Genomic DNA, 18,378 nt, shown 5'->3' on the forward strand with positions numbered 1-18,378 from the left:
TGCTACTTGGCGGCATCCATCTGCACGGCCAGGCTCACCAGCTTGTGGTAGTGAGCCGCCGATAGGTACGCCGGGGCACCTTTGGCAAAGTGCTTCGCCGCGGCCAGATGAACCGTGGCGAATTTGGCGTCTTCCTCGCCGAGCTGGTCGAGCTTCTCCGGGTCGAGATATCCGACCAATTCGGCGTACTTAGGCACGCGTACGTGCTTGTCCGAGGTCAGTTGCCCGGCCGCGTTGGCTTGCTCGATATGGAAGTCGAGGGCATCGACCTTGCCTTGGTTCGCATTGGCGAGCGGTTGCAAGAACGGTCGAGATCCCGAGCCGCTTGATTTGGCGGCTTGGGCCGAAGCCGCCACAACCGGCGGCGTGGGTTGCGTGTTTTCTGTTGTCATCGCGTCGATTTCCTACAAGTAGGGTTTGAGGTGAATTAAATGAGCTGGTGTTACGGCACGGAAATTTCGACCAGCTCGGGCTCGACTAGCGTTCCGCTGTCTTCGTAGTCGGTCGGCTTGAGCACGATATTGGCCACCATGCCGTCGGTTAACGGCTCGTCTCGCGAGCAGTCGAAGCACTCGCAGTAGGCCTTGAAGCCGCGTGCTCCGTCTTCGGTGATGTCGCCGTCCATGGCCGCGTATTGCACGGCCGTACCAGCGGCGAACGAATCGAGGAACGCCGCGTACTCGGCGTCCGCACCATTGGCACCGCGCTTCACGCGGTACCCGAATTCAATCGAGCCCTCCTTCAGTGTCCCTTTCAAAAGCTTCCAGTTGCTTTCTCGGCGTGACACGTCGGCCTCACCCTTGGTAAGGGGCGTGCTGAGATCGATTACCCGTTTCACTTCCGCCCAAATGGGCGTGTCGTTGGTGCCTGAGTTGCGGTACAGCTTTCCCTGGTTTCCGGTTCCGGACATATCGGCGGTTCCTCTTTTTGCGTGGTCGGTCGATTGGTAAAGCCTTCGGGCCGGTCGGCGGTGGCCCTTGGGCGGCTAGTTGGTGTCGATGTCTCGCAGGTAGGACAATCGCAAAACGGCGCGGTACTCCCGCTCGGCTAAGGCTTCAAAGCTGAGAACAGGGTCGCGTGCAATTTCGGTAAGCTGGCCACCGGCCAGGTATTGAAGGTCGTCGTACCGCAGGTAGTCCTCGATTTGTTGGGACAACAAAGCCAGGTTGTCGAGCTGGTCGAGGTTGCCCGCGCTCGAGGTGATTTTCTGCTGAATGGCAACGCCGATGGTGTGCTGTTCATTCCAGACCCAACGTGCCGCCGGCCGCGATGGCTTGGCCAGTGGTGCCACCGATACCCGCAGTGTCTGTAGGCCGGGAACGTCGAAGCGCACCAGGTGGTGCCTGGTCGCGTCGAACGATTCGCCGAACGTGCCGCCGGCTGCGCTGTTGAGGGCGTCCTTGATTGCTTCTGCAATCGCGTGCTCGCCGCTCAAAGTGGCGTCCGCAGCTGGCGGCACAAGCTCGGCAAATTCGGTCTCGAGTTCGCGGTGGTAAGTTGCTCGGATAAGTGCTCGGTACTTACCCTTCATCAGGTCCTCGGATTCGGCTACCGGGTTTCGGTCTACGTCAACCATCACGCCGCCGGCCAGCTCCCGCAGCTCGTCACGCTGCAGGAACGTTTCGATGCGTTCGGAAAGCTCGGCCAGCTCGTCTAGTTGGGCGGTGTGGTCGTTGCCTTCGAGCTTCTTTAGCACTTCTACGCCGATGGTGTGTTCTTCATTCCATACGCCACGGGCAACCGGCCGCGATGGCTTGGCGATCGGGGCTACCGATACCCGCAGCGTCGAAAGCTCGGGGGTCGTATAGCGCACCAGGTGGCCGCGTTTGGCTTCGAATTCAAGCGGGAACGTTCCTGCAGTGGCACCGTTTAACGCGTCGGCGATCGCCGCGGCCAGCACGTGTTCGCGTGGCAGAGTTGGCAGCACGCGAAACGAACCGTCGAAAATGCCGGTTAACCAGGCGGCCCGGTCCTTTCGGTCGATAAACCCGTCGACTACACCAAAGAGACGCATTTAGGTTGCCTCCCCTTGGGTCTGCACGCCGCCGGCTTCCGTGGTCAATTGCGTGGTGGCAACTGTCACGCCGTCTCCCTGGTAGGTAATGAGTTCTCCCGTTTCGCTATTGAGCGTCGACTTGCCAAAGAATCGATAGAAGAACTGGCCAAAGGCACCCACAAACGTGGTCGCTTTCCCAGTCGGCCGTTGTAGTGGGATAAGGTCCAGACCGGTGATAGCGAGCTGGTAACCGGTTTTGGTGCTGTTTAGGTCGATTTCTTGGCGTATCTCTACGGCCGTTGGCGGAGTGCCGGCGTAAGCGTTGTCTGTGCCTCGCATGTCATCGTTGGCCGTGCACTGGTCGACCAGGGTTACACGTGCCACGGTATCGGTTGCCGGGTTGAATGAGCTGTAGCCCGAGCCGTCATCCTGGCTAGTGCCAAGAAGGTAGTCGGCCGTTGGCAACTTGTTGTGAATCGCGTTAAGCTTCGTGCGATCCGCGGTCGTGAAGTCGACGGCCGTTGTATCCATCACGATGGTTGCCCGGTTGTAAACTCGCGTTTGTCCCCCTTCGACCACGGTTACAGTTAACGTGATTTGCTCCATGGCGTGGCTATCGTCGACGGTATAGGTAAAGCTATACCTGCCAGTGCCTTCAAGGGTGACCACGCCAAGGTTTGCGTCTCGGCTTGTCCCTGTCTGATTGGCCGCCGCAACCGTTGGTGTCGAATCGGGGGCTTCCATGTCGCCTGTGGAATCGTAGAGGTTCACCCACACCTTATACGCCAGTGCACCTTCTCCGGTGTCTGGCCTTTCCATCACGCGTGGCAGGACGATATCGACCCGTGTGTTGAATTGGAGGTCTTCAATAAAGGCTTGCAGAGCGGCGACGGCCGTGTTGAGCTGGTCGGCCGTCGCCAGTGCCGCGGCGGTCAGAGCATCGGCGGCGGCCGTTTGCGCGTTGGCCTGGCTTAGATCGTTCAATTCCTGAACGCGTTTCGTGGTGGTATAAAGCGAGACGCCCCCCGGGACAACGTCGGTGCCAGCCCATGAAAGGCCGATTAGGTCCGCGTTCGTCTCCGCCTGAGTGAATGGGTAGTACCACTGGCCATTGCCGCGATGTGCGGCCGTGCCGCCCGCGGCGGCCTGGCTTCCATTGTCTTTCGAAACGTAGAAACTAACGCCGCTGGTTTTCGCGGCTCCGTCGGTTCCTGCCACGGTCACCAGCACGCCTTGGCCATCGGTGTTCTTCTTGATTTCACTCATTAGACGCCGGCTCCGATGATTTGAGGGGAACGATAGAGGCTTGCGGCCGGAGCACTTGGTGCCGGTGCAATTGCAATGGAAAACTTGGTCTTCGTTAGAAAACCGCCCGTGATAATTGCCCCCGTCTGAGCGCTTCCAGAAGCAACGGGCAGAGCGTAGGTGGACATGCTGGCAAACCCTCCGCTTAAATCGGTTTGCTCGACCCCCTTGTTAGACGTTGTCGGCCCTTGGCTATGCTGAGCACACGCACAGCCCCATATAAAGAGGCTGTCGGGTGCGGGTGGCGTGATGGTAAGGCAGTCATAAGGTGCCGCTGAATCTTTGTCCCAGGTGTGCGAGATCGACAAAGGATTAGCGGCTCCGCTGATTCGGTGCACGGAAGCAACGCCATACATGAACGGATTGCCAAGCGTGAAGGTAAAGTCGCTTGCGACCGTGTCTGAAGCGTCGGCAAACTTGTACCAGATACAGTGGAAGTCATTTGGACCGGAGTATATGACGGTCAACCATCCGGCCGGCGGTGCCACACTACTAAACAATCGAGCAGACAGAATCCCAAGCAGTAAGTCGCCCACCTGAATTCCAGAAGGCGCAGGAACAACGATGGTTGTTGCGTCATTGGTAGCCACTTCGGCGATTGTGGCGGATTCTGGTACGGGTGATGCCATCCGTTACTCACTCGCTTGTTCGTCAACTATTAGGGTATGAATTCGCCAGGCGGTGCGGAAACGGTCGGTGTAGCGGTAGCCACGTTCCGGTGGCAATGGTGTAACTTCGTAGACTACGGTGTTAACGCCGTCGTCTATCGTGATTCGATCGCCCTCGGCCGGTTCCACGGGGCCGCTTCCGAGGTCGTAATCTGCGGGCCAAACAATGAAGTCTTCCCGTGCCTCGTCATCCGTGAAGGCATCGCCAGCGGAAACAAACTGCGTAACGCTGCGGCCTCGTCCTACCTTGATTGGGTCCGAAGTCGTCCCACCTCGCGAAATGGTAACGGTGGTGGACGTTGCGGCGATCGCCAGGCGAACGGCTTGCCGAGCCATGTTGGCTAGTAAGTTCTGCATTGGCCGCCTCACTTGAAAAGGTGTGCACTTGCGCCCGGCGGCCGGAGCCGCGGGGCGCGAAGTGCCCAAGGAATCGACTGGCTTAGAAAACTAAGCGAGTCGTCATGCTTTTAGCGGCGGCACTTCCGGCCCCGCTCTTAACGGCCTTCACGCGAACGTACGGGTTAACGTCAAGAGGTAGACGCACCTGCTTTGTCTGCGCGGCGGCCCCGGCACCACCAGCACCGGTTTGCGTGATTACGTTTCCATAGAGCAGGGCTTCGTTCGAGTAGTCCGAGGCCGTCGCGTGGTAAACGTGGTAGATCATCGTCTGCGAGTCGGGCAACTCTCCGGTAGTCAGGACCGGGGCCTCGATTTCCAACTCGCACTGGGCGGTGAAGTCGCCACGCGACCCGTGGCCGAGGTTGAAACCATCGCCCGCAACGGTCGTGGCACTGGCCGGCAAGGCCTTGGTGTTTTCGAGGCTCTTATCCTTCGTGCTGAGGGCCATTCCGATGCCAAGGCCGAGCAGCGAAACCAACGCGACCAGCTCGGCGGCCACGTTAACGGGTTGGTTCAAAGCTTCCACGTGCGAAACGTTCGAGTCGGCCACGGTAGCGGCAACCAGGCAGGTAGGCATCAGGCAGAGGGCGATGGCAACCAGTGCCAGGCCGAGAGCGAAAATATAGTTGTTTGGAGACATGGTTCACTTCCAGTTTGAGAGCGGGTTTGTTCGAGATTGGCAGAGACAAAAGGGGGCCGCGGCATTCGTCGCCGCGGCCAGGTCATTCAATCGGGCGAAGGTCGGCCGATTAGACGCTTAGCGGTTCGGTGTTGGTGATACCGTCGGTCGGAATAATCGGGATGCCTTCGTAGCTGGTCGGCGTCGGAGCTTCCGCACCGGTTGCGTTGGTTGCGGTTCGCGAAGCTCGGAGCTGCTCGATACTTCGCGGCGTGGCAAAGATACACGTCGGTCGACGTTTGCGATTGCTAATGAACGTGGAAAGCCCCTTGCCGAGCAGAGCGTCGGTCAGGCCTTTTCCGGTGTCTGCGGTCAGCTTCTTGATTCGCAAGCAGCTATAGCGGTGGGCGACCTGCAAGCCAGGGTAGAACAGCAGGTTCTGCACGTACCCGGTGTACTTCTTCGTCGGGTCATCCTTGTCCGTCAGCGTTTCCTCGCGAACTTCGCCCATGTCAAACTCGCCGTCACGGCCGATCGCATGGCGAACGTCTTGCACGCCCCAGCGGACGAACCACACGCTGCTACCGGTATCGGCCGTGGTGCCTCCGGCATCGATCACCATGTTGGCGTCGACCGATTGCAAGAGGCCTGGAAAACCTTCTGCATCGCCGAGCGTGGCGTGGGTGCCGTAGTAGAATTGCTTTCCGAGGTCTTGGATACCGCCTTCCATGATGCCGGAGGCCTCGATCGCCAGGTAGGCTTGCCATCCGTCTTCGTAGCGGTCGGCCGCGGCTTTGTCGCACTCGAAACGCTTGTCGAACGTCTTGGTGCTGTAGATGCGGTTCTCAAAACCAGATGACACGGCGGCCACACCCTGGTTGATTCCGCGGAAGCTACCACCTTTCGGCACACTGGTTCGCACCAACGTGCTGAAGGTTAGTCCGGTTACGGTCCGGGAATCGGCGACACCGGGGATGGTTTCACCGCTCCAAGGGTGCATGCCGGAGATTTCCGGGTGCATCTGCGAAGCTTCTTCGATAATTCCGGCTCCGCCATCGCCCATGTTGAGCTTGGCGATTTGTAGAAGGTTGGGCACGTGTCGTACTCCTAGAAAGTTGGTCGGTCTGTTGGTTGGGATTGTGCGGCGGAGTCGGCATTCCGCCGCGTTGATTTCAGTGGATCAAAAGCGAAGGTCGGCTATTTCGCTTTCTTGAGGCTGGCCGCGAAGGCTCCCAGGTTCTTGCCAAGCGAATTGGAAAAGCCGCTGCCCTTGCCCGACTGTTCATCGTTCGAGGACACGCCGCCCTTTTCGGAGTTGGCTTCGGTATCAGCCGAGGCCTGCAAGCGTTTGTGCTCGGCGTGGAGTTCCTCGGATTGTTCGTAGGTGAACCCCTTGTTGAACCAAGCCAATCCGTTCTCGGCACCAAAGGCCTTGGTGAACTTTTGCAGCTCGGCCACGGCTTCGCTGCGTCCGCTGGAATTGGCGACCGGCTCGGCGGTTTCCGCCGAGTCTTCCGAGGTCTCGGTGCTGGCTTCCGCTTCGTCGTCGGAGTCTTTCGAGTCGTCGGAGCTGGTTTCGCTCGTCTCGGTCGTTTCCGCGTTCTCGCCTTCGGGCTTGGTTTCCGGCGTGCCGGTTTCCGTTTCCTTGGGCTTGGTCTCTTCGGTGGTTTGGCTTCGCTTCGTGTTGGTTTTGGGCATCGATAGTTCCAGTTCGTGATTGGCGAAAAATCGAGTGATGAATCCCCGCACGCGGTCCGGATCGGCAGAGAGCTTGCCTAGCTCGGGCTCATCCTCTGACAAGCCGAAGGCGTACATGGCCAGGGCTTCGAGGTCCGCGTGGATGGGGTCGGCCGAGAACATCCCGGCCGGATTGGCCGCCGGTTCGTCGACAACGTCGACGGCATAGAGACGCCCGAGCCGGGCGTGCGGTAAGTTCTTCAGGTTGTCGGGGTCGGGGCTCTTAAAGGTCCCTTCCTCGTCCTTGTGCATCGCGTTGAACTTTTCCTCGGCTCCCCAGTCCGGCATGTAGACAATCGACGTGCCGAAGGCCTCGGGGTCTTCCTCGGCCATGTCCATTACGTATTTCGCCAGGTTGCCACCTGGCGTATCGTGGGCCGATTCTTGGAAGTGCAGGTCCGCGCGGACAATGTCGCCGTCGGTGTACGAGTCGAAGGCCCGGCCGAGTAGCTTGCCGAGACCATCGGAAGAAAGCCCCGGATGCGTGAAGCGGGATTTAGTGCCCGATGCTAGGGCCTGCATTGCCTTTTGCGTTTGCTCGACAAAGTCTTGGTCGAGCCAATAGCCGTGCCCGAGTGCCTCGCCACGCGTCACTACCGCGAAGCCGCGGATAATGCCGGCACCGTAGTGGCCGCCTTCGCGGTCGACCGGTGTTTCCCCCTTGCCGTTTTCCTTGGGCTGGCCGGCTGCCAGGCCGCGGGCGATCGACGAACGGAACTTTTCAACGGGTCGGCTGAAATCAGGTTCTAACGTGCGTGGCATGGCTTAACGCTTCTCCATTTCGAGGCGGTTGACCACGGCCGCGGCCAAGGCTTCAATCGTGGCTGGGTTGAGACTGCCGAACCCGGTCGAGCTGGCCACCTGGCCGGCGGCGGCCGTATCGAGGGCGGGCGATTCGTAAATGTTGATTTGCTTTCCGCGGATAATGTTTTCTTCCGCTTCGAGCAGCTCGGCCGTGTCCTCGAACGTGCGGCCGAAGTGGGCCATCGTGACGTCGCCGCGTGTCTTCACGCCGGCACCGATCGCTCGGATATCGGCGGCGATTTCTTCGCTTGGTCGCCACCATGGCAAACCGTCCGGCACCCAGGCGTATTTGAAGCCGTCGACCAAGCTACGCGGCGGGATGATTTCGCGGCGGGCGTGCCCCATCGCAAACCGCCACTCGAACCAGTGAGAATTCCACGCCTGAACACTGCGGCGTTTCTGGTTGCAAGACTTCAGATAGAGCAGCAAGGCTGCGCGGCTGCCGAAGAAATTGGTGTAAGCTTCGTCGTAGAAGCTGAATGGAATGTCGATGCACTTCAACGCCACGCTGATCGTGGCCTGCATGAAGGCCTGGAATTCCATCGACGGCGTTTTGTTTTCCAAAAACTCGGCATCTTCGCCAGGGTTCAGGTCGAGAAAGACCGGCCCGTTGCCGAAGTCGATTTTGTGTTTCCGCTTCGTGTTACCTTGTCTGTCGGTCGCATCGGTGCTCGTGGTTGGAGCTGGCGAGCCCTCGCCGTTGCGGGTCATCTTCAAACCGAACAACTGAGCGACCTTCATTTTCGCCAGGGCGTGCCCCTGGTTTTCGGCAACGTCGCGAAGGTCGTTAAGCGCGGGGGCCAATGCGGAAACGCCGCGGCTCGAATCGAACCGCATCGTGCCGTCTCGGTAGGCGTACAGGTACATGCGATTGGCCGGCACGATTCGCTCGAATGTGAGACCGCCGTTGCCGGTTCGTCGGTGAATTGCATAGGCAACCGCCTTGTTGTTCACCTTCCGCACGCCATGTCGCCACTCCGGCACTTGATCGTAGGGCACTGGGGCACCGCGGCCGGGGTCTTTGATGCGGTCGTTTTCGATGGCCTGAATGTGGCCGCTGGAAAGCTTCAGATTGCCGATATCGCCGTCGACAATACGGCGGGCCTCGGCCATGCGGGTGTATTGTTCGCGGTCGTGTTCCTCGCTTTGGTCGAAGTGCTCGGCTTTGGAGACTTCTTCGACCCATTCTTCCAACGCTCGATTAAACCCCTTGTCGGGCGTCTTAGCTTGGAAGGTATGCCCCGTGACGAAATCCAGGTGCTTGCGCACCATAAACCCGGCGATCGACCAGTTTTGCAGCGCGTCGCGGCCGTTGGCGACAAGCCGCGTGCGTGCCGCCGGCGTCAGTTCGTCGTCCTCGTCGCGAGTGCCACCAGGTGCAGACTTGCGTTTCGTGCTGCTTTCGGCGGCATTGAAACCAAACTTGCGGAGAATCGCGTTTTTTGCCGAGCTGAACAAACCGCCCGGGGTGGGTTGCTTGCTCATTTACGCGCCGGAAAGATCAATGGTGGAAGCGATGGGGCGTTGGTCGGCCTGGTTGTCGTCCGCAGCTCGCAGTTCACGCAAGCGGCGGGCGATCCATTCCTGGCTAACGCTGGCAGACATGCCGTCTACGGATACAGAAGTAGCACCCAGGTTTTGGAGTGCTTCGAGTTCCGCGATTTGCTCGGCGTTATCGGCCACGGCGTTGTCCCTTCGTTGGTCGGTCAAAGGGCCGTGGCGCGAGTGGTCGGCGTGCTCGCAATGTCGGCAATAACTTGGTCGGCTTGTGAACGATACCGGGCCGCCCTTCACGCGCGAAGGGCGTTTTCCGGTTGGATAGTGGGAAAGTAACTTTCCTATTTCCCAGGCGAGATCTTGCGGCGACCGATCCGGCGGCCGGAGCAGCTCTAGACCTGGTCGCCTCCGTTGCGGTTCTCGTGTGACAGCTCGCGCAGGTGCTGACCGCAAACGCAAACCGTGTCCCGCCAAACGATGTGCGTGTATAACGCACCGGTGTTGGGGCCACGCTGAATGATGCCGCCGCGGTCTTGCTCCTTCGCGATGCGCTGTACCTTCCGATCGGTCGACCCGCATTGTGGGCAGGTGGCCGGGTGCCGCTGCACGATTACACGGTCGAGGTTCTTACTACCGGACGGGCGACCAGGCTTGCCGGGTTCTTCCGGTACCGGGTCGATGGTTTCGGCGGCCGGTGATGGTGCCGGTTTGGCGGGCTTCTTCGCTTTGGCTGCGCGAGTCGATCGACCGGCGGTCTTTTCGGCGGCGGCAGCTGGCTTGTTGGTCGGCGTGGTTTTCTTCTTGGCCATGGTCGGCGTTTCTCCAAGGGTTAAAAGTTCACTTCGTACTCATCTTGTGCCGAGGCTTGCGGGATGGCCGGCTGTTGTTCCGGCAATCGTGCTCCGCAATGAGATGCCCCCAGGCACGCCAATTGGTAACAGTCGAGTAAATGGTTGTCTGGCTTATTCGACTTGAGCTTCCATTCGATCACTTCGCGGCCGTTCTCTTTCAGCTTCTTAGGCTTTTCGGCGTTGGCGACATGCTCGGCCAGTAGTCGGTGGTGCGTTGGCGATTGCTTGTAAAGGGCGTGGCTTGCCGGGTCGCCCTTGGCCATCGCCAGGCGTGCGTGAATGAACGTCTTCCAGAAGTTGGCGTCGTAATCAATGTGCCGCACGGCCTGGCCGCGTGGCGGTGGTGAGATACGCCAGCTCGGCCCGGTGTGCGTTCCCTTGGGCACGCTCCATTCGTCCATGGGTTTCCCGGTGGCTTTGATGGGCAAACCTTTGCTCGGCCAGAGAATCCCGGCCATTGGACTATTGCGAATGAAGTTGCGGACGGTGTTGGCCTGGTACCCCATGTCGATCACGATTCGCACGGCGACCATTTCGCCGCCGCCGTCGACTTCCCATCGGCGAACGGCCAGTTGTTCTTCGACCAGCTTTTGCATGGCGAAGGTTAGCCGGCCTTCGAGGCCCGCACCCTTGAGCCCATTCTGGCGGGTAATGTCGGAGATTTTGGGGCGGGCCTTTCGCATCTGAAAGTGCCGCATCGGCTGTTCTGGCCAGGTGCCGTAGCTGATAACCTGGCCGGTGAATTGGTCGTCGGTGGCCAACGCAAGCCAGTAGAGCAGCTCTTTATGAACGTCGACGCCGATCGTAATTCGGGTGGCCCAATTGGGAACCAGGCCGCATTGATAGCCGCTCGTTTTCGCGGCGATGTGGTCGGCGGTGCAGATATCCTCGTCATCGACGGCTAGTTCGTCGGGTGGGTCGTTCTGGTATTCGGCCATGAAGGAATAGGGGTTCTTGAACCACAAGTTCATGGCGTGCTGTAGTGCGTCGACTTCGTCCTTATTGTGCCGAGCTGGCCAGGCAACGCGGGCGTTCTTCTTCATTGCCCGCTGATTCTTCAGGTAATACTTCGTTGCGTTCGGGAAGTTGAGCCGCCCGGCTTGCAGGTCTTCGACGCGTATCTCGTTGTAGGTTTCCCAGTGGGTGAGATTGTCCGGCCAGGCGTAGAGCATGCGGCACTTTTCCCCGTTCCATTCCGGGGAAAGCTTCATGTCGAGAATGCGGTCGGCCAGGTCACCGGCTCGAATGACCGTGCACGGCATGATGCCGGAGATTTTCACGCCAGGGCCGGCTAGCCCGAGAATGGCACCGTTCAAAGTCCGCTCGAGCTTGGCGACCTGCGTATCGCTATCGGCGGCTTCGTCGGTTTGGGGGTCGTCGATGATCACCAGGGTTGGCCGCACGTTCCGGCCGTCCGACATGGCGTGCTTCATCCCGCGAATGCGGCCGGTTATCCCGGTGCATCGAATCGTAACGCCGCTCGATTGGCTGCCTTTGATTGTTGGCAGCGTAACACGCGTCGAAGACCAGGTTATTCGCGTTCGCACGCCGTGGTACGTTTGCCCCTTGCATCGGTTCGAGATGCCTTCGAGCGCGCGGACGGGGAAGCACACCTCGGGGAAGTCTTCGGCCAGAAGGTCGTTCGTTTCGATTTCGCCCTTGATACTTTCCAGCATGTCGGTGGCGGATTCTTTGTCCGAACCAATCAAAACCAGGAAGTCGTGTTTCCCGCAGACCAGGGCGAAAAGACAGCCCACCTCGGTTAGCGTGGTCTTGCCGGAACCGCGGGGCATGGCCACGGCCGAGAGGGCACCTTCCAAGATGGCCGCCTGAATCTTGCCGGCCACTCGCTTGTGGTCTTCGGAGAATTCGAGCGGGAAACGGTGTGCGAAGTAGGTCAGGCAGAAGGTGAGGAAATCGGCGAGCGCAGCAGCTCGGCGTTCGGGGTCGGCGACCTTGGGTATCTCGCCAATGTCGCGAACGGCCGAGGAATCTTCGCGGCTCGACTTGGCCGAATGTTGCCGCCGGTACTCGGCACGCTTTTTCTTGGCATCGGTGTTGTCGGCGGTAACTCCGGCTGCCGGGGTCGCTCGTTTCTGCGGCGGAGTACTCGAACGTGCCGTGGGGGCTTTCTTCTTCGCCGTTGTTTTCGTGGGCGTTTTCTTTGCCGGCTTGCGGTCGACGGCCGCCGGTTTCCGCGGCTTCGCCGGCGTCTTCCGTTTTGCCGATTGCGGCGGGGCCTTTTTGGTGGCTGGTTTCTTGGCCGTCTTCTTTTTCGTCGTCTTCTTTGTGGCCGGAGCTTTTGCCGAGCTGGACGTCCGCTTAGTGGTGGCGCGTTTCTTAGGCGTGCCGCCGTCTTTCGGCGTTGTTGTCGGTTTCTTTTTCGGCATGGTCGGCCATCACCGCGGGGCGCTGTCGGTCGGCAATAACCGCGCCCGGGTGGTCATGTAAACTGTGTCAATGTTTGCGGCTGTTCCCTTTGGGGTCGACGTCCTTTTCGCGAAAAAGGACCCGTCGACTTGGCAGGGGCTTGGCTTGCCTTTCCACTGGCCGCCGCGGCGATCGGTCGAGCCGATCAGCGCGGCGGCCATCCACGGAAAGTATTCAAGAGTTACGCACTACGGCGCGGGGGCCGGGGGAACGATTGGTTGTTCGCGGCCTTCAGTTGTGCCGCCGGTTGCGGCTTTCGATTCGGCGGTGCCTTGCGAAACAAACGCGTCGTCTTCCGCGTTGATGTCGTCCTTCCGGATCTCTTGATAGAGCAGGCCTACGTTCGTTGGCCATGGTTGGAGCGTTGGCAGACTCGTAACGGGGATGCCCTCAGCCAATGGCGCGAGTTGGTCCTCGGTGAACATGCGGTCGAGCCGCGGTACCGTGTCGCTCATTTCCGTAGAGGTGAAGAACTTCGACGGGTCATACGTCGTGAAGTCGGCGTCGGTCAGAAGAAAGTTAGGGGCGTTCGCTTCGGTGCGTGTCTTGCCGAAGCACTCGATCGCCATGTTGGAATAGAGCCGTTGTAGATAGGCACCGATCAGGCCACCGAAGTTGGTAGAGATTTCGGCCGTTCGCCGGTTCTCGGTGTGCTGCATGGCCTCGGCGATCGCCCCGAAGGTCAGGCCGGCCCACCGCTTCATCATCGGGTTTCGCACTTTGAAGTACGGGCACGGGAACACGGTAAAGATTTCCGGTGCCGGCTGCACGTGCTGGGGTTCGAAGTTTAGCTCGCCAGGTGGCACGCTGCGGCCTTGCAAGATTTGGCCAGAACGTACGTAGAGCTTATGCACGCGGCGAAGCGTGTTAATGCTCGGCGGCGTGCGGAGGTCGGCGTCTTCGTGGTGCATGATGGAAAAGAGATTGCGGCCCATCAGGCTAACCAGGTCGGCGATATTTGGGTTCAGGGTGCCGGGGTCATTCGAGCAGTTCGGCACGGCGTAGCCGGCCTGGCCGAAAACGCCAACGTTGTACCACAGCACGGAATCGGTGTTCGTGATTGACACTACTTTTTCTCCTGGGCGTTAAGGTATTGGTCGATCAAGCTTTGAAGGGTTTCGACCGCATCGACCGTTTTAGGGTACTTGCGAACGATCTGTTCACGGGCCCAAGCGTGGGCCTCGGCGTAGCGGTCGGTTTCGACCGGTACATATTCCGTGTGCGTTCGCGTGATTTGTTCGGGCGGTGGGTTTTCCATCGTCACCACGTGCGTTTGTGCCGGGCGTCGTCTTATTGGAGTTGGTGCTGCAGGGCCGATAGGTTCGGCGTCTTCGGCCGAATTGTCGACCATGTCTGGCATGGGTACGCGTGGCGGGTAATACCTCGGCGTGGCCTGGTTGTCTTCATATTGCCGTTTGATGGCTCGGGCCGTTCGCAGTGCAGCAAAGGCCCACCAGGGAATGCCGATGCCGGCCGCTGCGGCTGCCAGGCTTCCGGCCCCGATCGCCACGCCCCACCAATCAATGCCGCCCGAGCTGTAGGAGCTCGCCGCCGAATCGGGCGTCCCCTGCGGTGCCTGGTTGCCAGGTGCTTCCTTACCGAAGGGAGGACGAAAGGCAAAACGCGGGTCCTCGGCTACCATCTGGCACACGCGTTCGTAGTCGATGCGTGCCGGCTTGAATCGCTCGTCCCGGGCGATCAGCTCCAACAACGCTGGATAGTCGACCATCTGCGGCGGCGTTGATTCGCCAGGCGGGCCGACCGGCCCACGCTCGCCAGGTGCCCCTTGGGGGCCACGGAATCGCTCATCCTTTGCCATCAGGTCGAGCAGGGCCGCGTAGTCGGTGCCCTGAGCTGCGGGCAGTCCGACCACGCGAGCGGCGGCCGGATTGTTGGACGGCGTGTTCGGTCTCGCCTGCGTGCCGGGTGCTTGGATCGTTTGCCAGGGCTGGCCTGGTTGGCTCGGCCTAATTTGCTGATAGCCACCGCCGGAAGGAAAGCACCCTTCGGGCCCGCACGTCTGCTGCAAGGCAAACGGGGTGGCCCGGCGTAGCAGTTCGGCAAGAGTCACGGCGGCCGGCCCTCGGCAGTCGCTCGGCTGGTATCCTGCCACCGTGTCGTGAAGCCTGGCCCCCTTCACAAGTCCTACCAACTGGCCACGCCAGACCATCGGCCCGCCTGAGTCGCCGTTGCCCGTTCCCGGCTCGGCGATGATATCGGCCAGGCCATCGCCCCCGTTGTCATAACCGACAAGCGGAACGTCCCACGCCACCACCTGGCGGCTACCGCCCCGGTGCCCGTACACGCTGACGATTTCACCCGCTGCGGGCGATTGGGCGGCAAGAGGCATCGCCACGGCCGACGGTGGCACCTGGCAAAGCAGGCTGGCGGCATCCCGGGCCGCATTGGTGGCCATCACGCGTGCCGAGCTGGTCGAGCCGTCGGGGAAAATCACCAGGCATTGCCCGCCGCCCTCAATCACGTGATGGCACGTGAGCACCACGCCTTGCCGGCCATCAGTCCACACCAGTACGCCCGAACCCCGCGAGTTGCCTACCTGCATTTGCACGACGGCTTGTGCGTCTTCCTGGCTGGCCGCTTGGGTCGAGCTGGCGACCAGGCAAACGGCGGCGATCGTCAGGGCAGCGGCAATTCGTGCAATGGGTCGCATGGCTCGTGTCCTTAGCTTCCGAAGCGGCGTTTGAGTCGATAGGCCATCTTTCGCACCGCGGCTGCGCTTTCGCGGTTCCTGATTCGCTCGCCTAGTGGCGTGTCGTCAGGCGTGAAGAACATCACGCCGCTAAGCTTCGCGCTGGCACCTGGCAGTTTTTGGATGATCGTTTCCAATTTCTGCTCGAGCTTCGCCAGTTCTTCGGGGGCGTCGGCGTCGGTAACGGGATGATCGACCAGAACGAAATCTGGGCGGGTACGTTCGCCGCCGTTGTCCGTGTGAACCATGCCCACGAATTGATCGTGAATCGACTTGGCCTCGATCACGATGCCGCTAGATTGGCTCCCGTCGATCGTCGGAAGCTGTATTCGGTTCCTCTGCCACCTAATGCGAGTCGACTTTCCACGGTACGTTTGTAGATTTCTCGCATTGTTGCCGATCGCCCTACGAAGTGGCTTGCATACCTCCGGAAAGTCTCTTGCGAGTCGATCGTTGCTGGTTAGTCCGTACTTGATTTCGTTTAGAATTTCCTCTGCCGCTTCGTTTGATCGCGCCACGATAACGATATATTTCGATCGCCCATAAAGAGCTTCGTCAATTGCTGCGATGGCACATTGAGTCGTTACCCCGCGGCCTCTCCGCCCGAGCTGAAACACCAGGCGTTTTATATGGCCCTTAGCTTCATCGACGCCAACAGCGGTGTTGATTTGTGCGGCCTGCCAGGTGTTACACCGCTCAGGGAAATATCGCTGGCAGAATCGCTTGAAGCTATTGGCCGCGCTGGATCGGCCTTCCGGGTCGGCGATCGGTGGCAGCTCGCCGAGTTCGTGTGGGTTCGAGGCCTTCGCCTCATCTTTCGGCGGCTCGTCTTCCTCGCACTCGCACGGCGGCCGATAAATCTTGACGGTTCGCGGCGGTCGTGAATCTCGATATTGAACTTCAGTCGAGAACTGATCGGCCATCAGTTCGCCCTCCCTGCCCACGCCGAGTTCGAGCGTGCGGAGGTGCCGTTCGATGTCCTCGCTAACGGCCGCCATGGTGTTGATTGCCGATTCCAATTGCCGCAGATGCCAAAGCCGGCTGTAAATCTCGTAGGCGAACGGCAGGCCGTGCACCTGGTTGATTAGCTCCCAATCCTGCGGCGTGAGAATCGCTCGCACGCGGCTTGCGTCGAATGTGGTCAAGTGCAGCGCATCGAAAAACGCCTGCGTGGCTTCGTTGGTCGCGTTGGCCATTGGTCGGTCTCGGAAACTTCGGCCAGCGGGGCGGCCGTCGGCATGGCCGCCCCGCGCCGGCAGTCGCGGGAATGGTTAGGAGTTTGAATTCGCTTCGATCTGTACGGCACCGTTCTTTGGCTTCGAGCCTTTGACGGTTAGGGCTTTGACTAGACCCTCTGCGGCTTCCTTGTCGGCATCGTCTACCTTGGGCAGCTTCTTTGCTTCGGATAGCTCCGCGATAAACTCGGCTCGCTTCTTCTTTCCGAGCTGCGAAAGCAGAAGGGCCGTGAGTTCGACGGTGTCGGGTTTCTGGTTATCGGCCATCGTTCCGTCGGCACCGATCACCAGGTTACCTTTGATTTCCTCGTGTACCGTCTTGCGGCCGATCTTGCCGCTAACGACAAGCGAGACGGCCGTGCTACCGGCAACCAGGTTCTCGCGATTGCCATTGCTCTTGCCGTGCTTTTCCAGAACGGCATAGAGCACGGCTTGCGGGTCAGACTTCGTTCTTGCCGGCCCGGTTGGCGCGGCCTTCGTGGCACTGGTCATCAGGTCCCCTCAACATGAAAAGCACTGCTTGGCCATCCATGGCCCGGCCGTTCGGCATCTTGTAATTGATCTGAGACAGATTCAAAAATGCGACCCCGGCCCCGCATCCCTAGCGAAGCTGTGCCCGTAGGCTCTATTGCACGCCCGCCGTTCGGGCTTGCTTTTGTTTGGTTTGCACGTGGATATGCTCGAACGGGGCGAAGGCCTCAAATTCAATGCGGCCGTTCTCCGTTATGCGATCAATCCGCAACGCGTAACCAGGCAGGGGTTCGACTCGCTGGCCAGGTTGGATCATGTAGCCGAATGGTTGTCCATCGGCCGTGCCGATAACCTCCACTTCGCTTGCTGTGCCAATACGCTTAATCGCGATCGCGTTAAACAGCACTGGCCCCGCTTTGATGATGCCGCCGACTTTGAGATAGGAACGCTTGCCCACGTAAACGCCTTCCGTGCGTGTGAAGGCCCGCGGGCTAGGTCGGCCGAAAGAGAGCCGCGGGCGGTTGTCGGTGCCTAGCTTACCGGTAGACGCCTAATCGTGGCTCGTTCGCGGGCATAATAGGTACTTTTCGGGGGGGCGTCAACTCATTTCACCGCAAACCGAACCCCAGAGAGGCCGTCTCGTGCACGTTCGGCCCTCTTCGCGGCCTCTGAGGCCGGTTACCCGGACGGCGTATTCTGAGGCCCGCTAGCGGGCTTTTCGGCTTTGGCGGAAACTTCGTCGGCCGTAATGGCCCATTTCTGCCACCGCTGGTTATCGCGGGCCACTTCATCGGCCGGTTGCCAGGGGAAGTACAAGTAGGTGGCAGCCACGAACGGCCCGGTGTAGCCCCCTTTGCCGCTATCGATCATGCCGCGTAGTGGTTCCCCTTCGCGGCGGTAAACGTGAATCGATTCCCCGAGCCGCGGCACGTCTTCGAGCTGGTCGAGTGCGTCGACCTGGCCGCTTGCCCGGTCGATTACCACGCGAAGCAACAGCGGCGTTCTTCGCAAGCATAAGTGCGTGCCAGCGGCCGGGCCTTCGATAAATTCAATCATTGCGGTCCTAGTCTCCGAATGACCGAAATTTCCAGGTCGGTAAGGTCCCATTCGGCCAGCACGGCGTAGAGCGTGCCACCGATATGCTTCAAGAGAAACGGGTCGCGTGGTGGCTCGGTCGGGTTTCGGTCGTACCACTTTTCCACTTCCCAAAGAATGTGGTATTGGCGACGTATCACGCTTCGCCCTTGGGCTCGCAGCTCTTGTTTGATGTCGGCGGGGATCATCGGAACGCGAGTCCATCCCGAAACGTGCCGAGTATTCCCGGTTTGATTAGGGACCGAGACCAATAGCGTTGGCCCCGGCCTTCCGTTGGTACGTCGGGAAGCGTCGAAATCAAACGTGCTGAATCGCCGCTGGCAATAGACGGCCGGCCGATCGGCCCGAGCCACGGCTAGGCATGGCAAGCCGCTTTCAAAGTAGCCGCCGCAGTGGATGGCCTCGCCAATGTCTATCAGCTTGAGCCCCTCGGCCAGTGCGGCGTAGCCTTCCGCGGCTGCCTGGTACTCGGCGTCGGCCTTGTGGTGCAGCTCGTCCCGGTACGCCTTGAGCTTCGCTTTCGCTTGTTCCGGGTCCATGGTGATGGTTGGCACGTTCATT

General features: G+C 60.2%; 20 protein-coding genes. All 20 read right to left on the minus strand.

Annotated features, from left to right (window positions below):
- Positions 1 to 2: 2 nt before the first annotated feature.
- Positions 3 to 392, minus strand: a complete 390-nt coding sequence (locus C5Y96_RS05670; RefSeq protein WP_105350749.1) for a hypothetical protein — start codon at positions 390 to 392, stop codon at positions 3 to 5.
- 50 nt (positions 393 to 442) lie between these two features.
- Positions 443 to 910, minus strand: coding sequence for a hypothetical protein (locus tag C5Y96_RS05675; RefSeq protein WP_105350751.1), 468 nt, complete (start codon positions 908 to 910; stop codon positions 443 to 445).
- 75 nt (positions 911 to 985) lie between these two features.
- Complete coding sequence (locus C5Y96_RS05680; protein ID WP_105350753.1) at positions 986 to 2,014, minus strand: hypothetical protein; 1,029 nt, start codon at positions 2,012 to 2,014, stop codon at positions 986 to 988.
- Positions 2,015 to 3,262, minus strand: a complete 1,248-nt coding sequence (locus C5Y96_RS05685) for a hypothetical protein (protein ID WP_105350754.1) — start codon at positions 3,260 to 3,262, stop codon at positions 2,015 to 2,017. It lies immediately after the preceding gene.
- Positions 3,262 to 3,930, minus strand: a complete 669-nt coding sequence (locus tag C5Y96_RS05690; RefSeq protein ID WP_105350756.1) for a hypothetical protein — start codon at positions 3,928 to 3,930, stop codon at positions 3,262 to 3,264. Before C5Y96_RS05690 ends, C5Y96_RS05685 begins: the two co-directional genes overlap by 1 nt.
- A gap of 3 nt (positions 3,931 to 3,933) precedes the next feature.
- The gene (locus tag C5Y96_RS05695) at positions 3,934 to 4,326 is read right to left on the minus strand and encodes a hypothetical protein (protein ID WP_105350758.1); all 393 of its coding nucleotides are present in this window, start codon (positions 4,324 to 4,326) and stop codon (positions 3,934 to 3,936) included.
- 82 nt (positions 4,327 to 4,408) lie between these two features.
- Entirely contained in the window at positions 4,409 to 5,008 is a 600-nt protein-coding gene (locus C5Y96_RS05700) for a hypothetical protein (RefSeq protein WP_105350760.1), read from the minus strand.
- 109 nt (positions 5,009 to 5,117) lie between these two features.
- Positions 5,118 to 6,083 carry a major capsid protein gene (locus C5Y96_RS05705; RefSeq protein ID WP_105350762.1) on the minus strand — a complete coding sequence of 322 codons (966 nt, stop codon included), beginning with the start codon at positions 6,081 to 6,083 and terminating at the stop codon, positions 5,118 to 5,120.
- A gap of 101 nt (positions 6,084 to 6,184) precedes the next feature.
- Positions 6,185 to 7,486, minus strand: a complete 1,302-nt coding sequence (locus C5Y96_RS05710; RefSeq protein ID WP_105350764.1) for a hypothetical protein — start codon at positions 7,484 to 7,486, stop codon at positions 6,185 to 6,187.
- Between the two features lie 3 nt (positions 7,487 to 7,489).
- Positions 7,490 to 9,013: a phage portal protein gene (locus tag C5Y96_RS05715; RefSeq protein WP_105350766.1), complete on the minus strand. Its 1,524-nt coding sequence runs from the start codon at positions 9,011 to 9,013 to the stop codon at positions 7,490 to 7,492.
- Entirely contained in the window at positions 9,014 to 9,211 is a 198-nt protein-coding gene (locus C5Y96_RS05720; protein WP_105350769.1) for a hypothetical protein, read from the minus strand. It lies immediately after the preceding gene.
- 206 nt (positions 9,212 to 9,417) lie between these two features.
- Entirely contained in the window at positions 9,418 to 9,834 is a 417-nt protein-coding gene (locus C5Y96_RS05725; RefSeq protein ID WP_105350771.1) for a hypothetical protein, read from the minus strand.
- Between the two features lie 20 nt (positions 9,835 to 9,854).
- Positions 9,855 to 12,266 (minus strand): terminase gpA endonuclease subunit, encoded by a 2,412-nt coding sequence (locus C5Y96_RS05730; RefSeq protein WP_105350773.1) that lies wholly within the window; start codon positions 12,264 to 12,266, stop codon positions 9,855 to 9,857.
- Between the two features lie 228 nt (positions 12,267 to 12,494).
- Positions 12,495 to 13,373 (minus strand): hypothetical protein, encoded by an 879-nt coding sequence (locus C5Y96_RS05735; RefSeq protein WP_105350775.1) that lies wholly within the window; start codon positions 13,371 to 13,373, stop codon positions 12,495 to 12,497.
- Complete coding sequence (locus C5Y96_RS05740; protein ID WP_105350777.1) at positions 13,373 to 14,977, minus strand: serine protease; 1,605 nt, start codon at positions 14,975 to 14,977, stop codon at positions 13,373 to 13,375. Before C5Y96_RS05740 ends, C5Y96_RS05735 begins: the two co-directional genes overlap by 1 nt.
- 11 nt (positions 14,978 to 14,988) lie before the next feature.
- The gene (locus C5Y96_RS05745; protein WP_105350779.1) at positions 14,989 to 16,212 is read right to left on the minus strand and encodes a hypothetical protein; all 1,224 of its coding nucleotides are present in this window, start codon (positions 16,210 to 16,212) and stop codon (positions 14,989 to 14,991) included.
- Positions 16,213 to 16,287: 75 nt separating this feature from the next.
- On the minus strand, positions 16,288 to 16,743 hold the full coding sequence (locus tag C5Y96_RS05750) for a hypothetical protein (RefSeq protein ID WP_105350782.1): 456 nt from the start codon (positions 16,741 to 16,743) through the stop codon (positions 16,288 to 16,290).
- A gap of 133 nt (positions 16,744 to 16,876) precedes the next feature.
- Entirely contained in the window at positions 16,877 to 17,179 is a 303-nt protein-coding gene (locus C5Y96_RS05755) for a hypothetical protein (protein ID WP_105350784.1), read from the minus strand.
- A 221-nt stretch (positions 17,180 to 17,400) separates the two neighbouring features.
- Positions 17,401 to 17,778 (minus strand): hypothetical protein, encoded by a 378-nt coding sequence (locus C5Y96_RS05760; protein ID WP_105350786.1) that lies wholly within the window; start codon positions 17,776 to 17,778, stop codon positions 17,401 to 17,403.
- Positions 17,775 to 18,377 carry a hypothetical protein gene (locus C5Y96_RS05765; RefSeq protein WP_105350788.1) on the minus strand — a complete coding sequence of 201 codons (603 nt, stop codon included), beginning with the start codon at positions 18,375 to 18,377 and terminating at the stop codon, positions 17,775 to 17,777. Before C5Y96_RS05765 ends, C5Y96_RS05760 begins: the two co-directional genes overlap by 4 nt.
- Position 18,378: the final 1 nt, after the last annotated feature.

The organism is Blastopirellula marina (genome assembly GCF_002967715.1).
Classification (GTDB): Bacteria; Planctomycetota; Planctomycetia; order Pirellulales; family Pirellulaceae; genus Bremerella; species Bremerella marina_B.

Bases quoted from the DNA above. Each gene is read 5' to 3' on its own strand.
- C5Y96_RS05675 (WP_105350751.1), bottom strand. From the start codon at position 910: ATGTCCGGAACCGGAAACCAGGGAAAGCTGTACCGCAACTCAGGCACC.
- C5Y96_RS05700 (WP_105350760.1), bottom strand. From the start codon at position 5,008: ATGTCTCCAAACAACTATATTTTCGCTCTCGGCCTGGCACTGGTTGCC.
- C5Y96_RS05725 (WP_105350771.1), bottom strand. From the start codon at position 9,834: ATGGCCAAGAAGAAAACCACGCCGACCAACAAGCCAGCTGCCGCCGCC.
- C5Y96_RS05745 (WP_105350779.1), bottom strand. From the start codon at position 16,212: ATGGCCAACGCGACCAACGAAGCCACGCAGGCGTTTTTCGATGCGCTG.
- C5Y96_RS05685 (WP_105350754.1), bottom strand. From the start codon at position 3,262: ATGAGTGAAATCAAGAAGAACACCGATGGCCAAGGCGTGCTGGTGACC.
- C5Y96_RS05710 (WP_105350764.1), bottom strand. From the start codon at position 7,486: ATGCCACGCACGTTAGAACCTGATTTCAGCCGACCCGTTGAAAAGTTC.
- C5Y96_RS05750 (WP_105350782.1), bottom strand. From the start codon at position 16,743: ATGACCAGTGCCACGAAGGCCGCGCCAACCGGGCCGGCAAGAACGAAG.
- C5Y96_RS05690 (WP_105350756.1), bottom strand. From the start codon at position 3,930: ATGGCATCACCCGTACCAGAATCCGCCACAATCGCCGAAGTGGCTACC.
- C5Y96_RS05670 (WP_105350749.1), bottom strand. From the start codon at position 392: ATGACAACAGAAAACACGCAACCCACGCCGCCGGTTGTGGCGGCTTCG.
- C5Y96_RS05695 (WP_105350758.1), bottom strand. From the start codon at position 4,326: ATGCAGAACTTACTAGCCAACATGGCTCGGCAAGCCGTTCGCCTGGCG.
- C5Y96_RS05730 (WP_105350773.1), bottom strand. From the start codon at position 12,266: ATGCCGAAAAAGAAACCGACAACAACGCCGAAAGACGGCGGCACGCCT.
- C5Y96_RS05680 (WP_105350753.1), bottom strand. From the start codon at position 2,014: ATGCGTCTCTTTGGTGTAGTCGACGGGTTTATCGACCGAAAGGACCGG.
- C5Y96_RS05740 (WP_105350777.1), bottom strand. From the start codon at position 14,977: ATGCGACCCATTGCACGAATTGCCGCTGCCCTGACGATCGCCGCCGTT.
- C5Y96_RS05760 (WP_105350786.1), bottom strand. From the start codon at position 17,778: ATGATTGAATTTATCGAAGGCCCGGCCGCTGGCACGCACTTATGCTTG.
- C5Y96_RS05715 (WP_105350766.1), bottom strand. From the start codon at position 9,013: ATGAGCAAGCAACCCACCCCGGGCGGTTTGTTCAGCTCGGCAAAAAAC.
- C5Y96_RS05765 (WP_105350788.1), bottom strand. From the start codon at position 18,377: ATGAACGTGCCAACCATCACCATGGACCCGGAACAAGCGAAAGCGAAG.